This is a genomic window from Pseudobacillus sp. FSL P4-0506 (assembly GCF_038003025.1).
Classification (GTDB): domain Bacteria; phylum Bacillota; class Bacilli; order Bacillales; family Domibacillaceae; genus Pseudobacillus.
Window position 1 is genome coordinate 2732856 of the sequence record NZ_JBBOOI010000001.1, and the last position, 15761, is coordinate 2748616.

Annotated in this window: 17 protein-coding genes; 9 read left to right on the forward strand and 8 right to left on the reverse strand. The window is 40.2% G+C overall.

Going from position 1 to position 15761, the window contains the following annotated elements; translation table 11 throughout:
• The first annotated feature begins 166 nt into the window (after positions 1-166).
• From ytvI to MKZ02_RS13810, 4 genes are all read left to right on the forward strand, one after another.
• Positions 167-1198 carry a sporulation integral membrane protein YtvI gene (gene ytvI, locus MKZ02_RS13795; protein ID WP_120031390.1) on the forward strand — a complete coding sequence of 344 codons (1032 nt, stop codon included), beginning with the start codon at positions 167-169 and terminating at the stop codon, positions 1196-1198.
• 292 nt (positions 1199-1490) lie between these two features.
• Positions 1491-2234 (forward strand): metal ABC transporter ATP-binding protein, encoded by a 744-nt coding sequence (locus tag MKZ02_RS13800; protein WP_340854066.1) that lies wholly within the window; start codon positions 1491-1493, stop codon positions 2232-2234.
• Positions 2235-3092, forward strand: coding sequence for a metal ABC transporter permease (locus MKZ02_RS13805; RefSeq protein WP_340854067.1), 858 nt, complete (start codon positions 2235-2237; stop codon positions 3090-3092).
• Between the two features lie 21 nt (positions 3093-3113).
• Positions 3114-4076, forward strand: coding sequence for a metal ABC transporter substrate-binding protein (locus MKZ02_RS13810; RefSeq protein ID WP_340854068.1), 963 nt, complete (start codon positions 3114-3116; stop codon positions 4074-4076).
• 129 nt (positions 4077-4205) lie between these two features.
• On the opposite strand, the gene MKZ02_RS13815 is transcribed toward MKZ02_RS13810, so the two are convergent.
• Genes MKZ02_RS13815 through MKZ02_RS13825 form a run of 3 tightly spaced genes read right to left on the reverse strand, consistent with a single transcriptional unit; the run spans position 4206 to position 7125 of the window.
• A complete protein-coding gene (locus tag MKZ02_RS13815; RefSeq protein WP_340854069.1) occupies positions 4206-5687 on the reverse strand; it encodes a sodium:solute symporter family protein in 1482 nt (493 codons plus the stop codon).
• Positions 5684-5890, reverse strand: a complete 207-nt coding sequence (locus tag MKZ02_RS13820) for a DUF3311 domain-containing protein (RefSeq protein ID WP_340854070.1) — start codon at positions 5888-5890, stop codon at positions 5684-5686. Before MKZ02_RS13820 ends, MKZ02_RS13815 begins: the two co-directional genes overlap by 4 nt.
• Before the next feature lie 38 nt (positions 5891-5928).
• Positions 5929-7125 carry an amidohydrolase gene (locus MKZ02_RS13825; RefSeq protein ID WP_340854071.1) on the reverse strand — a complete coding sequence of 399 codons (1197 nt, stop codon included), beginning with the start codon at positions 7123-7125 and terminating at the stop codon, positions 5929-5931.
• 267 nt (positions 7126-7392) lie between these two features.
• Here MKZ02_RS13825 and MKZ02_RS13830 point away from each other — a divergent pair, with 267 nt between their 5' ends.
• Both MKZ02_RS13830 and MKZ02_RS13835 read left to right on the forward strand, forming a co-directional pair.
• Positions 7393-8796: a sigma-54 interaction domain-containing protein gene (locus MKZ02_RS13830; RefSeq protein WP_340854072.1), complete on the forward strand. Its 1404-nt coding sequence runs from the start codon at positions 7393-7395 to the stop codon at positions 8794-8796.
• A gap of 78 nt (positions 8797-8874) precedes the next feature.
• Positions 8875-9552, forward strand: coding sequence for a DUF3885 domain-containing protein (locus MKZ02_RS13835; RefSeq protein ID WP_340854073.1), 678 nt, complete (start codon positions 8875-8877; stop codon positions 9550-9552).
• Positions 9553-9638: 86 nt separating this feature from the next.
• Here MKZ02_RS13835 and MKZ02_RS13840 read toward each other — a convergent pair whose 3' ends face one another.
• The gene (locus MKZ02_RS13840; RefSeq protein WP_340854074.1) at positions 9639-10319 is read right to left on the reverse strand and encodes a hypothetical protein; all 681 of its coding nucleotides are present in this window, start codon (positions 10317-10319) and stop codon (positions 9639-9641) included.
• A gap of 263 nt (positions 10320-10582) precedes the next feature.
• Between MKZ02_RS13840 and MKZ02_RS13845 the strand changes: the two genes are divergently transcribed.
• Positions 10583-11158, forward strand: a complete 576-nt coding sequence (locus MKZ02_RS13845) for a nitroreductase family protein (RefSeq protein WP_120031376.1) — start codon at positions 10583-10585, stop codon at positions 11156-11158.
• 356 nt (positions 11159-11514) lie between these two features.
• Here MKZ02_RS13845 and MKZ02_RS13850 read toward each other — a convergent pair whose 3' ends face one another.
• From MKZ02_RS13850 to MKZ02_RS13860, 3 genes are all read right to left on the reverse strand, one after another.
• Positions 11515-11922 (reverse strand): hypothetical protein, encoded by a 408-nt coding sequence (locus tag MKZ02_RS13850; RefSeq protein WP_340854075.1) that lies wholly within the window; start codon positions 11920-11922, stop codon positions 11515-11517.
• Positions 11923-12054: 132 nt separating this feature from the next.
• The gene (locus MKZ02_RS13855) at positions 12055-12393 is read right to left on the reverse strand and encodes a spore coat protein (protein ID WP_120031372.1); all 339 of its coding nucleotides are present in this window, start codon (positions 12391-12393) and stop codon (positions 12055-12057) included.
• Between the two features lie 23 nt (positions 12394-12416).
• Complete coding sequence (locus tag MKZ02_RS13860) at positions 12417-12692, reverse strand: ferritin-like domain-containing protein (RefSeq protein ID WP_340854077.1); 276 nt, start codon at positions 12690-12692, stop codon at positions 12417-12419.
• A gap of 237 nt (positions 12693-12929) precedes the next feature.
• Between MKZ02_RS13860 and MKZ02_RS13865 the strand changes: the two genes are divergently transcribed.
• Together MKZ02_RS13865 and MKZ02_RS13870 are read left to right on the forward strand one after the other, a co-directional pair.
• Positions 12930-13664 (forward strand): SDR family NAD(P)-dependent oxidoreductase, encoded by a 735-nt coding sequence (locus tag MKZ02_RS13865; protein ID WP_120031366.1) that lies wholly within the window; start codon positions 12930-12932, stop codon positions 13662-13664.
• Positions 13665-13893: 229 nt separating this feature from the next.
• Positions 13894-14280: a VOC family protein gene (locus MKZ02_RS13870; protein WP_120031364.1), complete on the forward strand. Its 387-nt coding sequence runs from the start codon at positions 13894-13896 to the stop codon at positions 14278-14280.
• A gap of 195 nt (positions 14281-14475) precedes the next feature.
• Here MKZ02_RS13870 and yfkAB read toward each other — a convergent pair whose 3' ends face one another.
• The gene (gene yfkAB / locus MKZ02_RS13875) at positions 14476-15588 is read right to left on the reverse strand and encodes a radical SAM/CxCxxxxC motif protein YfkAB (RefSeq protein ID WP_340854079.1); all 1113 of its coding nucleotides are present in this window, start codon (positions 15586-15588) and stop codon (positions 14476-14478) included.
• Between the last annotated feature and the right edge of the window lie 173 nt (positions 15589-15761).

Consider the following 15761-nt stretch of genomic DNA (forward strand, 5'->3'; position numbering starts at 1 on the left):
TTGAAATAATAGTTCATATTATCACTTATTCTCTTGGTTTGTCACGGGCCAATCAACAGGAAAAACACTTTTTCTGCAGCCTGAAAAGTGACTTTGCGAAGGAGAATAGTTTATTATAGAAATTAATACATAATGAGATATGAAGTGAGGAGCAGTAGATACGACAATGATAAAGAGATGGATTATTACAATCGCACTAATAATCATAACAATCTATTTAATTCCCTATTCACTGCCTTTTTTGCTGGCATTGATCACGGCCATCCTGCTGGAGAATTCCGTTAAATGGTTTATGATGCGTTTTAAATGGCCGCGTTTTCGGGCAGTGCTTGCCACCTTTCTGCTCTATGTCCTATTTATTGCCTTGTTCATCTGGTTCATTGTGAAGCTGGTCATTGATCAGGCAGTCACACTTGCAGAGAAGGGGCCATCCTTTGCTAATGATTTTTACAAAGAGTCACTGAAGGGCTTTTTCGATCAGTCGCAACGGTATTTTAAATCGCTGCCGGTTGATGCGTTCCAATCCTTTGAAAAAACCATCGAAAATACGTTGCAGTCAGTGACAAATATGCTGCAGGGAATCGTTGAATGGCTGTTTGGACTGGCCGCAGCGATACCGGGATTTTTAATTGAGTTTCTAGTATACTTAATTGCCGTCTTTTTGTTCAGCCTGGAGCTGTCACGATTGCGAATTAAAGCGGAGAGGCATTTGAGAGAGAGTACGAAGGAGAAGCTTTATTTAATTACTGCGCAGTTAAATCGCGCCGGAATTGGTTTTATTAAAGCGCAAATTTTCCTGAGCATTGTCACCTTTTTCATGTCATTTGTTGGACTAGCCATTTTAAAAGTGCCGTATGCGCTGCTCTTGTCCATATTAATCGTTTTTGTTGATATTCTTCCGATCTTAGGGACGGGATCTGTGCTCGTGCCGTGGGCCATCATCTGTTTTTTCCAGGAAAATCAATTTCTTGGCTTTGGATTGATTGTGCTGTTTATCGTTATCACTGTTGTTCGGCGGATATTGGAGCCAAAGGTGTTTTCAAGCAACATGGGCATTTCGCCATTAGCTGCTTTAATCAGCTTGTTTATTGGATTTAAGCTGCTTGGCTTTATCGGATTTTTCGTGGGGCCAGCTATCGTGATTATATATGATACATTAAGAGAAGCGGGCATCATTAAAAGCAGATGGAAAATTTAACAGACATACAACAAGCCAGTCGCCTCGAGCGCTGGCTTATTTTAATCACAATTTCCTTGACATAACCTGACTTATACTTTAATTTTTGTATTAAGGAAACTTTATTGGTTGTACGCATATATCATTTTTAAAATGGCTGCATACAGTAGTTTTAGAAACAATCTTTTTTTTACCCAAAAATTTGCCTTAAGGAAACACTTTGTCTACAAGCAAAAAAAGAGGCCTGGGATTTTTAAAAGAGAAGCCAACTCTTTTTGTTAGTAACTATGAAAACAAGTAAAGGAGAATCAAGATGGATAGTGCCCTTACAGTGAGAGATTTATTTGTATCCTATCATGGAAATGAAGCAGTAAAAGACATTAGCTTTTCTATTGATCCAGGAACTTTAGTGGGGATCATCGGACCAAATGGAGCTGGGAAGTCTACTTTAATAAAAGCCTTGTTAAATTTGATACCAAAAGATAAAGGGGATGTACAAATATATGGAAAAAGCGTGAAAGAATTAAGAAAATCGGTTGCTTATGTGCCTCAGAGAAGCAATATTGACTGGGATTTTCCTATTACAGTGTTAGATACTGTCGTCATTGGATCCTATCCGAAGCTAGGATTGTTTAAACGACCGAAGAAACAAGAAAAAGAATGGGCTCTGCAATGTCTGGAGAGGGTCGGGATGGGAGCGTTCAGCAAGCGCCAGATCGGAGAGCTCTCCGGCGGTCAGCAGCAGCGTGTCTTCTTGGCAAGGGCTCTTGCACAAAAAGCACAGATTTTTTTTCTTGATGAACCATTTGTGGGGATTGACGCCGCGAGTGAAGAAACGATTATTAACCTCTTAAAAGAATTAAGAGAAAGAGGAAAAACGATTCTCGTTGTTCATCATGATTTAAGCAAAGTAAATGACTATTTTGATCAGCTTATCCTATTAAACAAAGAACTCATTGGCTTTGGAGACATTCATCAAGTATTGCAGGCTGACATCCTGTCCAAAGCTTACTCAGGTCAGTTCTCGTTTCTTGACAGATTGGGGGTACACGCATAAATGGGATTTATTGATGCTGTTATTCAATACGGTTTTTTGCAAAAAGCTTTGTTAACTTCGATTATGGTCGGAATCATTTGTGGAGTTGTCGGATGCTTTATCATTCTAAGAGGCATGGCGTTAATGGGGGATGCGATTTCCCACGCTGTTCTTCCCGGAGTGGCCATCGCCTATATGCTCGGCATTAACTTTTTTATCGGTGCCGTTGTTTCAGGAGTGGTGACGGCTGTGGCGATTGGGTTTGTCAGCCAGAATAGCCGCATTAAGAATGATATTTCCATCGGTATTATGTTCACGTTTGCTTTTGCCTTAGGGATCGTCCTGATTACGTTGATGAAGAGCAGCACAGATCTTTATCATATATTGTTCGGCAATGTTTTGGCTGTTCGTCCTTCCGATATGTGGACCACGCTCGGAATCGGCATTTTCGTTCTCGCGTCTATCTATTTATTTTACAAGGAACTGCTTGTTACTTCCTTCGATCCGACAATGGGGGCAGCTTATGGATTGCCAATCAAAGGTATTCACTATTTCTTAATGACACTGTTAACAATGGTCACTGTTGCTTCCCTGCAAACGGTAGGCATCGTGCTTGTCGTAGCTATGCTGATCACACCGGCGGCCACAGCTTACTTATTAACCGATCGCTTGTGGATCATGCTTTACTTGTCGGCAGGGCTCGGGGTGATTTCGTCTGTTGTAGGATTGTATTTCAGCTTTACTTATAACTTAGCTTCTGGTGCAACGATTGTATTAGTCGCCACTGTGCTGTTTTTATCAGCATTCACTTTTTCACCAAAGCGGGGTGTGTTATGGCGGTTTATTAAAGCAAGAAGAAAGAAAGTATCTTTAATCTAGAAGACGGGGGGAGATTGAGTAATGAAACAACTATTAAAATTTTTAGCTGCGGGTGTTATGGCGGTTCTAATTCTTGCAGGTTGCGGAAGCGGAGATAAAGCAGGAGAGCAAACAGGAGCATCAGCTGGTGGTGGCAAAGATGATAAATTGCAAATTGTCACTACATATTCCATTTTATATGACATCGTAAAAAACATTGGTGGTGACCGTGTAGAGATTCACAGCTTAGCACCGGTAGGTTCGAATCCGCATGAATATGATCCGCTGCCATTGGATATTCAAAAAGCAACAGATGCTGATGCGATATTTTATAACGGCTTAAACTTAGAAGCAGGAAACTCCTGGTTTGAAAAACTACTAGACACATCTGGAAAATCCGGAGAGGATGCACCTGTTTTCCGTCTTAGTGAAGGGGTAGAAGCAAAACATTTAACGACAAAGGGGAAGGAAGGGGAAGAGGATCCTCATGCCTGGCTGGATATCCGCAATGGCATTAAATATGCGGAAAATGCAAAGGAAGCTCTTATAAAAGCAGATCCTGAACATAGAGAAGTATACGAGAAAAACGCGAAAGAATATATTGCCCAGCTCGAAGAACTTCACAAGGAAGCAGTAGCAAACTTTAATAAAATTCCAAAAGAAAAACGCTATCTAGTAACGAGTGAGGGTGCCTTCAAATACTTTAGTGCTGCCTATGATTTTGATGCTGGATATATTTGGGAAATCAATGCAGAAAACCAAGGTACGCCCCAACAAGTAAAACGAATTGTTGACATAATTAAGGAAAGAAAAGTGCCGGTTTTATTCGTTGAAACAAGTATTGATCCGCGCAGCATGGAAATGGTTTCAAAAGAAACAGGCGTGCCGATTGGCGGAAAATTGTTTACGGACTCTCTCGGCAAGCCAGGGGAAGACGGAGACACTTACATTAAGATGATGGAATCGAACATTAAGGTGATCCTTGATAATTTAGAAGAAAAATAAGAGTAGCCTTCATCATCGTAATAAAGACAGAAACTATTAGATCCCACTCTCTATGGTCTAATGAGATGTTTTATATAAGAAAAAGCAGGATTTTTCACTTAATAAGAGTGAGAAATCCTGCTTTTTTTGTTAGATCGCTTCTTCTTTGCTTTCTTGTCCAACAAGAGAAGAATGTTTGGGCGGCACAGCACTAACGATGCTCATTGAGATCATATTTATGACTAACGCTAAAACACCAATATTCAAATCTTTCATCACCTGCGGCATGTGAGGGAAAAGAGTTCCCATTGTCTGCTGTGTGATGGTTGTATACAAAACAACGCTAACACCAAGGGTAATGCCGACAAATGCTCCCTGTGTGGTGAAAGGGTTCTTTTTAAACAGACTGGCAAAAAAAGCTGGAAACAATTGTGTGACGATGCTAAAGCCCGACAGAAACAGTACGGTTAAGGAATTACTGTTTCCCAGGGTGAAATATAAGCATAGTAGGGAGACGAGCGGAACGCAGAGCTTCGCTATTTTTCCTACTTTAACACTGCTGGCGCCGGGATCAAATAATTTATAGATATTGTTGGCTAAAATCGTTGAAGTGGTCATCAGCAAAATCGAGCTTAGCACTAGAGCGCTTAACAATCCAGCGGCTCCAATCAATCCAACAAACCAAGGGCTGAACGTTTGTACAGAAATTCTGAGCAGAGCGAGATCGCCTTCGGCCCCAACGAGTCCAGGGACTTTGAGAATGGCAGCAAAGCCCACAAAGAAAACAAACAGCAGCATGAGTGTATAAGCTGGCATCATAATGGCGTTCTTTTTAAAGGTCTTCTCATTTTTAGCGGAAAAGACGGGAACGAGTGAATGAGGCCACATATAAAGACCAAGAACGGATAAGAGAACAGTTGAAATAAACCAGGATATACTTAATCCAGACTCGGAAAAAGTAAGGAAATCTGGTTTGGCTGCACTGACCGCTTCAAACATCGGCTGCAGCCCGCCGTAATAATGATAGGGAAGATAAATCCCCAGGAAGGCAATAATAAAGAATACAAGGATATCCTTTATAACGGCCGTCCAGGCAGAACCGTGGATTCCAGATATCATTACATAAATCGTTATACATATCATCCCGATGATAATGGAAAGCGTGGGCGAAATGGTTCCATAAGACGTTTCAGACACAATGATGCCTAATCCTTTAAATTGGATAATAATATAAGGAATCATGGCAATAATGCCCACGACAGCAGTCAGCACTCCCAATGATTTGCTTTTATATTTATAGGTAAAGAAGTCTGGTTGAGAGACAATGTTATGTTCTTTCGCGTAGCGCCAAATAGGCGGCAGCAGCCAGTAGCCAATAGCAAATGCCAGAGCCGTATAGCTGAGAACATAATAGGCAGGGACACCTTTTGAATAAGCCCAACCGCTCGCGCCAAGCATCGTGAAAGTAGAGTATCCTTCACCAGCCATTAAAATAAAGACAAACATGTAGCCAAAACCGCGGCCGCCTACAGCCCATTGCTCCATATTCATTTCTTTTCCTTTTTTCGCTTGGATTCCTAAAAAAAGACAGAAAAGGAGAAAAGCCAAAATGATCATCGTTGCTATATTCATTCCCTTTCACCTTCCTTGTCTCTATTGCTTTGATCAAATGTATAGATCGTTAACATAATAAAAAAGGTGAGAACGATCCATAAAACAATCCAAAAGTGAAGAAAGGGCATTCCAAGAACGTAGGGTGTTTCTCTGTTAGCGAAGGGAAGTCCGCCGAGCATTCCGATAAATGGCAACATGCCTAGTAAGTGAATGTTTTTCATGTCATGTTCTCCTCTTGAAAATTTATCTAGTGAATGAATCAATCTAACAATTTAAAGACCGCATGGAGAAAGGCTTGTACCCCGATTGGCAAGGCCTCTTCATCGATGGCAAACCGTGGGTGATGATGCGGATAAGTGATCCCTTTTGTTTCATTTCCGGCGCCAATGTAAAAATAAGCGCCAGGTGCCTTTTGAAGGTATTCAGAGAAATCTTCTCCCGGCATGATCGGTTTTGCTTTATGGACTGCTTCTGCACCAAACGCTTCTATCAGTGCTTCCTCGACAAGGGAAGCGATTTGCTGATCATTGACAACAGGATGATAGCCTTGTTTGTATGAAAATTGATAGTTTGCGCCGTGTGCATCCGTAATTCCTTTTATGATGCGTTCCATTAAAGCAGGAATGGAGTGTAAAAGCTCCTCATTAAAGCATCTCACCGTGCCACCAAGCTCCAGTGCATCAGGAATGACATTATAAGCCATATCCCCCTCGACAGCTCCCCCGTGAATTTTGGTAATCGATAAGGCAACCGTTTCAAACGGATCAATGTTTCGTGATACAATTTGCTGCAGATTTGTCACGACCTGGGCAGCAATGGTTAAACTGTCTATCGTTTCGTGTGGAGAGGCGCCGTGTCCGCCTTTTCCTAGAATTTTAATGTCAAAATTACCTAAAGCGGGATGGAGGGGGCCGGAGTTAATAGCCAATGTCCCGACTTCCATGGTCGAGATGAGATGTAAACCAATCACCATGTCAACCCCATCCATCACACCAGCTTCGACCATTTCGATAGCGCCCCCCGGCGGGACCTCTTCGGCATGTTGGAATAGAAATCGAATTTCTCCTTTAATTTGGTTCTTCAAGCCGGATAAAATCTTAGCGCACGCCAACAGCATAGCCGTATGGCCGTCATGGCCGCAGGCGTGCATGATGCCTGGATTTTTAGAGGCAAACTCATAGCTAGTTTCTTCTTGAAGAGGCAAGGCATCCATATCCGCCCGGAGCGCAAGTGTTTTGCCGGGACGGGAGCCAATTAATCGGGCCATTACACTTGTTTTTGTCGGACGAGTAACCTCTAGACCGCCAAAGGACTGTAAAGTATCGAACACAAATTGGGAGGTCTTTTCTTCCTGGAACGACAATTCAGGGTTTTCGTGCAAATAACGCCGCCATTGCACCATGTCTTCTTTCATGTGATCAGCCAAGCATGAGAGTTGTTCAAAAGTAGTTGTCATTTTTTTACTCACCTTTCTTTATTTTGGTTCAATTTTTCATATTGCAATTTCTGTGCCTGCTTTTAATCGCTTACATGTTAGAATAGTGTGTAAATTTTAATAAATTAATACAAACTCTCAAGGGATTCATATATAATTGAACCAAATTTGGTTCAATTTTCTTGTGATTGATTTATATATGGTTCGATCGTTTGAAGGTTTTGATGGAGTGTGAAAATTCGAACCAATAGAGACTCATTTTTCACAGAAAAAAGGGGGGAATGGTGAATGAAGACAGAAAACATATCAATCAGCTCAAATGATTTTTTCAAAATTTTTGATTCTTTAGATGACGCCATTTATATTGCGGATAAAAATGGGACGACTTTATGGATGAATAAAACAAGCAAAGAGTCGTTCGAAGGAATGGACATTATCGGTAAAAATGTAAAAGAACTCGAAAAGGAGAAAGTATTTCAACCGTCCATTATTAAACAGGTCATCGAAACAGGAGAGCGGATTACAAAGGTACAAACCTTAGTAAACGGAAAAAAACATATGACTACGGGACATATTATTCTGGATGAAGAGGGGGAGATCAAGTATGTGATTGCTCACGGCAGGGATATGAGCAAATTGGCTTCTAGTACCCCTCAGCTTGAGTTTGAAGAAATTAATGCACTTCTCAACCGTTACATTCAAGAATTTAGGAAACTGCATTTACATCAATTGTTCAATCAACAGGAGCTTCCTTTTATTGAACAAAGTCCGTCATCCATTCGACTTTCTCAAATTATTGAAACAGTCGCGAGTGTCGATACAACTGTTTTAATCACGGGAGAAACAGGGGTGGGAAAAAATGTAGCCGCCAAAAAAATTCATCAGCTCAGCGAAAGACATAATAAACCATTTATTTATGTAAATTGTGCTGCTATTCCGGAAACATTGATCGAATCCGAACTGTTTGGCTATCAAAAAGGGGCATTTACAGGGGCCAACACGCAGGGGAAGGCAGGACTCGTAAAGCTTGCTGAAACCGGCACGTTGTTTCTTGATGAAATTAGCGAGCTTTCGCTTCCGTTGCAGTCTAAACTCTTACAGCTATTGCAAGATAAAACGTATCGTCCAATAGGGGCTGCTCAAATCCAAAAGGCAAATATTCGAATCATTGCAGCAACAAACAGTGATTTAGAGAAGATGGTAGACGAAGGCACCTTTCGCAGTGATTTATTTTACCGCCTTAACATTCTGCCTATTGCCATCATTCCTCTTAGAGAAAGGAAAGAAGATATTTTTCCTCTCTTGCATTTTTATTTAACGCGATTTAACGGATTACATAAAAAAGCGCGATTTTTCTCGAACGAAGTGATTGACATTCTGCGAAATTATCAATGGCCTGGAAATATAAGAGAATTAGAGAATTTAGTAGAGCAGCTCGTGATTTTAGCAAAACAAGATGAAATTCTTACAGCTGATCTTCCGAAAAAATATCAACAAAAGACGAGGCCAAATACGGACTCACTTCTATCCCTTAATCTTATGGAAGAGTCTCTACAGGGCATCTTGGACCAGGTTGAAAAAGAAGTCATCCTACAAGCCTACAATCACCATAAAACCACAAGAAAAGCAGCGAAAGCATTAGGCATTAGCCAGTCTTCATTAATGAGAAGATTAAAAAAGTACAAGGGATAACTTTCTCATCAAACCGGCTATTTATGTAGAAACAAACACACCTTAGTAAAACACGATAAACAGGAAGGAAGATGAGGAATGGACGTAGCAGAATACCTTAAGAAAAGGTTCCCCTCTATCGAATTAGTCCCAAGCATCTATAATCAATGGGACATTGGCATTCATTTTTCACTTGGTACGGAAATCTATCAATTTAAAGAGAACGGTGGGCTCAATCTTGAACGATTTCGAGTGGTCTATAAGCAAGCCTTCACCATTTTTAATGAATTATTCGAACGAGAGGACAATTTGCTTCTAGTAACCAATATTTATAAGCACAAAAACCAAAAGCAACAAACCAAAAAACTGAAGGTCTATCAACCATTTTTGAAGTGTAAAAACGCTTTAAAACGAATTCAGGTGAGAACATATCCTTATCCGTTTGAGTCGGACGAAGCGAAGGATTATGAAAGGCAACAATTTTCATTGCTTTGTAAGCGAGAGGACATACGTATGAATGAATTACTGAAGGCAGCATGTAACGAAGACTTTCCGCTGAAACCAAAGCTTGGAGAGGACTTCATTCATTATCCGGATGTTTTCTTTGTGAATACGACAAAAGATATTATTTTCTTTGTTTATGATGATCGGGGATGTGAAGTGATAGCTCGTGAAGCAGATCGAATCCGGTCGCTGTATGAGAACTATTACGATTGGGTAGAGGAAGTAGATAGAAAGAAGATTGAAGAAGGACTAGGAAGGCCGGGAATGAAGTAACCAGGACAGATTGTAAAAGCTCATGTTCCCGTTCGTGCTCCTTTGCTTGTCTATCTACTTCATTCCCAACAAGCTCTAATTTTCTTTTACTGATAATAAAGGGTCCCGCTATTCAGATAAGTCATGCTGCCTGCAGTATCATTGTGGATAAATTGAATTTTATAATTGCCAGATCCGAGTGCATGTTGAGCGATGTCCGCGAGCGGAACATTCACACTGGCGCGAAGATTTCCGATCTTGATGCTTCCTGAGGGTGTTGAATAACCTTCTTTGTATGTTTGAATAGTCAGGGCATTCACTTGTTGTTTTGGAGTGACGGTGATGCTTTGAGGATTTTTAAAGTACCTTTCGCTAGCTATCGTCACACTGTTTTCGAAAGTCGTTTCATCATATCTGTACACGAGGTATCCTGCAGCCTTAATTTTTGCTAACGCTGCTTGTTGGGCTGTTACCGCTTTTGCATTCGATGAACCTATTAAGAGATTGTTTTCATCATAAAAATGAACATAGGAACTTTCATTAGTGTTTTTTGGTTCTGTGTTTAATAAATGCTCTGATGTCTTTGCTTCTTTCATAAGCAGTTCAATTTCTTTACTAGAGTAGGATTTACTTAGATTGCCTTTAGCATCATATTCTTCAATATAAGGCTCTTCCTTCTTTGTTTCTTGTCCAGAGGCTCTAGCCGTCTCTTGTGCAATACTTGTGGGCATGAACATGATTGCAGAGGAAAAAATGACAGCTAGTTTCGTCCACAGATTGTTTTTCATTACATACACTCCTATAACAGATTATTTCTCATGTAAATATTACCATATATGGAACAAATACTATATAAATTAAATTTTGGATAAAAGAAAATCCTCGTACAGTGAGATGTTATTTAGCGTTATATCTATCGCTATTGCGTGTATGATTAGGAGATTACTTGCAATCATGCTATACTAAGAAATAATGTAATTGAGAATGTTTTTCATGTAGATCAATCAATTACATATACTTTTACAAAAGCTATGTAAGGGGGATGTGTAAGATGAGCCATCAAGAAGGAATAAATGCTGTTGAAGAAAACATTATAAATCGTAGAACGATTAAATCCTTTAAAAAGGAACCGATTAGTCCTGAAGTGATTATTGAGTTACTAAATGTGGCCAAGTGGGCACCCAATCATAAGTTAACAGAGCCGTGGCGATTCCAGTTATATGTAGATGAAGGAAAAGAAAAATTTATCCAAGCCTACATTCATTCACAGCCAAAAGTGGATGGTGACGTTTCAGAAAAAGTGAAGAGGAAAGCCCAATATTTCCGGGATATCCCCGTACACCTTGTCGTTATTATGCCTGAAGATCCTCGCCAAAGAAGGTGGGATGAAGATTATGGAGCGGTCTCCTCGCTCATTCAAAATTTTCAACTGGCCGCATGGGAAAGAGGCATCGGCATGATTTGGCGTACGAATGATTGGATTTATGACCCCGCATTTAGAGAGGAAATCGGTGTCGCGCCTGGGGAAAAAATAGTAGCTACGTTGATGATTGGCTATCCCCAACATGTACCGACTGCACGACCACGTACAGATATCCGCGAGTGTCTAACGATTATCGATAAGTAACACCCTGGCCCGATTGCTGACCGGGAAAAATTCTGTCCACAACACATGGCTACACATGGCTTTTTATCAAACTTTACGTCAAAGCCACACTTGTTCTACTAAAGGATCTTCAAATCGAAGATCCTTTTTCGATCTGGACAGCAGAGATTGCCTAACTCATTCTTTATCTGCCTATTCACATTTGATCACATGGGTGTTTGAAGGGAAGGAATGGCTAATAGATTCAATCGATGAAAATAACTTTTCATTTGAAATAGAAATCATCGACTGCCCGTCATAATCAACCCAGAAGACTGTACCCTTTTGTTTTAAAGAGATAACAGGCAGCTGTACTTTTTTAAGGCCGAAGAGAGTGTTCATTTCTCGCTTATCAAAGCTGAAGAGGAGACCATGCAGCAAAAAAAATTCATGCTTCCTTGCCCGTATAGATAAGGCATAACCACTTGCAATTGAGATAAATTTGTTAACTTTGTTTTTATAAATAATTCTTTTTTAAAGTTAATATGGAGCTTTTCAACCTTGGCCAATGAAAACTCTTTTTCTATCTCTTCTTCCTGATAATCCATATATTCAAAAACAGCATAGATGGGAAAACGGTCTAATTTTTTCATCCAATCGCATAAAAAATTCTCAAATTCTTCATCAATGCTTTGATAATCTATAACATATAGAGCCTTTCCATCTATAGAAAAAGGAAAATATCCACCTGCATCTGGTATATCTCTTATACAATTTTCCGGAAGAAAACCCACTTCAAGATCCATCATGCCGTCTCCTTTAAGAATGAATGTATTTTTAATTATAATCTATCCATTCACCCCTTTGTTTTTTTGACATAGAGAAATTTGCTGGTTAAAAGAAAGATCCCGGCAAACTAAATGGCCGGGATCTTTCTTTTAATAGGGAAACTGCGAGGAGTAATTACTGAATTGCTTATAGGCTTGATCAATTTTTTGCTGATCCTCAGCCTCAAGCTTATACCAGCCATTTTGAAACATTAATTCGTAAAGCTCGCGGCAGCTTTGATGGGTTTCTGAAAGAATTTGAAGCATGTCCGAATACAGCTGTTCGTGGCTTGCTTCACGCACAGCAATGTTCAAGCTGTCAGTTAAGTATTTACATGTGCTGAGACCATCATTAATAAAGTCACGATCATTCATCTCTGGACTTTTGACTTTCGGCAATTGTCCTGTTTGCGGATTGGCAATTTGATTGGGATTTTGCTGATTTGACATTTCATCGACCTCCTTTTGGTTCTTTACGAATTCTGTCCCTGTTGAGGAGTAGGCAAGCTGGCTAATGCAGCATTGTTATCTACTTGCAGATGGGTAAGCAATTTTTGAAAGTGATTTTGATGCATTCTTCCTGCTTTTTCGAGCGCTTGCTGGATTTCCGGATTGCTCACCTGTTGAGCGAAAAAATGAAGCTTTTTAAATGCCAGAAGTTCCCATGATAATGCATCTTTTAAGTAAAGCAAGTCTTTCGTTGTAAGAACTCTTGGTGGGTTCGGAATCGGTGCTTGTGTATTCTGCATGAAAAGACTCCTTTCGTTTTGTCGAGTATCACAGTGTAGGATGAGCAAAGAATCGTCCTCTTATGCGCAAAAAGTGTATATACTGATTTACAGCAAAGCCCTATAAAAAAATCTTCCGTTATTTTATTTAATCATCTGTCCACGCTGCACAATAAGCGATGATAAAATAGTTTATACATTCAGTTTTTAATTTACAGGAAGGATTCGTTTAAAAGAGAGAAGAGGGGGATTTATAGAGTGCTAAAAAACAGGAAGATCATCATAACAGGTGCGGCTTCTGGTATTGGAAAAGAAATGGTGAAACAATGTTTGCAGGAAGGAGCTGCAGTCATTGCCTGTGATATAAATGAAGACTCCTTACATGAGTTAAAACAGGCCATGAATGGCCATGAATTTCTTTACACCTATCCGTTAGATGTAAGCAAATATGAAGAGGCGGTCTCATTTTTTGCCTATGTGGAGTCAGAGCATGCTGATGCAGATAGTTTAGTGAATAACGCAGGCATCTATTTGGCGAAGAATATACTGGATTATCAAGAAGATGAAATTGATCAAGTGTTAAATATAAACGTTAAGGGATTTATTTACTTCACACAGATGTTCGGCCAGCAGTTGTTCTCCAATCAGCGTAAGGGAGTGATCGTGAATATGTCTTCAGTATCAGGGATAGAAGGCAGTTCAGATGCAATTTACGGAACATCAAAAGCGGCCATACTAGGCTTAACTAAAAGCAGTGCCATGAATTTCTCACCGTATATCCGAGTGAATGCAGTCGCTCCTACGATAGTGAACACGCCGATGATGGGAGTGATACCTGATTGGAGAAAAAAAGAGTATGTAACTCACCAGCTCATTAATACGCCTGTGATGCCTGAAGATGTGGCCGATACGGTTATCTTCTTATTATCAGATAAGTCTAAGCATTACACAGGAGCAACATTCGATATAAATAATGGGGGATATTTAAGGTAGTTTCAGTCACATTTAGCCGATACTTTGCTCCGAGAACTAAGTGCCTTGCGGTGAGAATTAAATAACTATATTTCACCCCGTTTTAAGCCTGAAACGGGGTTTTACTTGTTTAAGATTTTACACTCAAACGGCCATTCGTACAAAGTTTAGAGAAGTGCGAATTAGAAAGGGTTATCCGCACCCGTTGTAGAATTAAATATGGATATCAAACATGCAGGAGGGAAAATGAATGATTCATAAGATCGGTCAAATCATGTTATATGTAAACAATCAGGACGAAGCAGTAAATTTTTGGACGGAAAAAGTGGGATTTCATGTGATTTCTGAAGAAAATAACGGCCAAGGAATGAGATGGATTGAAATCGGTCCAACAAAGGAGGCAGAAACGACTATCCTTCTGCACAATAAGGAATTCGTGGCCAAAATGTCACCTGGATTAAATCTGGGCACACCTTCTTTAATGTTTTTTTCAGAAAACCTCGATACGTTACATAGCGACTTATTAAATAAAAAAGTTACAGTCGGAGACATTGTAAATATGCCCTCTGGCAGAGTATTTAACTTTGCAGATAGTGAAGAAAATTACTTTGCCGTCATGGAAAAAGTAAATAACTAACGTTAATCAAGCCTTATCCTAAAGAAACCACCTACTCATTTTTTCATGGGCAGGGAGAACCTTTTGTATGGCATAAAAAACTAAAACCGCCTGACAAAATGAGCTCTTGTGGCGGTTTTAGCAATCTTCATACAGAACGGAGAAAAACAATGTAGAATAGATATTTTCTAACCTTCTGCAGGGGCTAATGCTTTCTTATTTAGCAAAAACAGCTTTTTTATTTGTAAAATCAACGTGTGGATAATAAGCATTTTTAACTAGAATATTAGGACCTAGACATTGAACGCCTGAACAATGACAATTGAGATCAGCAGCGAGCTTGGATTGATTCCATGTTTCATAAGATTTCTGCAAGGTAGTCGTCTGAACATTTCCTAAAGGCGGCGCATCCCCAAAATCTGTGACGATAATCTCCCCCGTAAAGATATTAATATTCAAGCGAGAACGGCCATCAGGATCGTTACGAACGGTCACATTCTTTTCAGTGCGCAGCCGTTTGAGCAACTGCTGTGTGCTTTCATCCGAGCTACAAGCATAAAAAGGAAGAGTACCAAACAGCATCCATACATCTGGATCACGTATATCAAGCAGGTGATGAATGGCCTCCCTGATTTCATCAAGAGAAAGCGACTCAAGCGCACTTGCGAAGTCGCTTGGGTACATAGGATGAATTTCATGGCGAGCACATTCCATTTCTTCTACGACCTGTCGGTGAATCTTTTCTAGGTAAGGGAGCGTGCTTTTATTTAACATGGTTTCAGCTGATACCATGACTCCCATGCGAGACAATTCGCGGCTGTTATCAATCATTCGCTGGAACAAAGCTTCACGCTGCTGCAATGTCGGCTTCCGCGCCATATTGGCAAAGCCTACTTCTGCAAATTCTTCTGTTGTGCCCCAGTTATGGGAAATATGTAGAACGTCTAGGTACGGAGCAATTTCCTCATAGCGAGAAAGCTCCAGCGTCAAGTTAGAATTAATCTGTGTGTATACATCCCGTTCGTGGGCATATTTTAATAACGGCAGCACATAGTTGCGAACAGAAGCTTTTGACAGCATAGGCTCGCCGCCAGTAATACTTAAGGCCCGCAAAGCAGGCACTTCATCAAGCCGCTGGATAAATAGATCGAGCGGTAAGGCCTCAGGGTCTTTCGTTTGCAGCGTGTAACCCACTGCGCAGTGCGCACATCTCATATTGCAAAGAGTCGTTGTCGTGAACTCTACGTTTGATAATTGTATATGTCCAGCTTGCTGTACATCGAGGTAAGCTTCCCATGGATCAAATACAGGTGTAATCGTTTGTTTCATGTTTAACCCTCATTTCTTTATACAACGAACTATTATACTGTTATTTTCTCAATAAATGAACAGGGAAAATGAAAGGAAGCCGTCTCCCAAGGGAAACAGGGAGGAATTTTATTATGTTCTCAGAATTTGAAAATTCTCTCAGGCGGGAGTCCTATTTTTTCTATTTATTATGT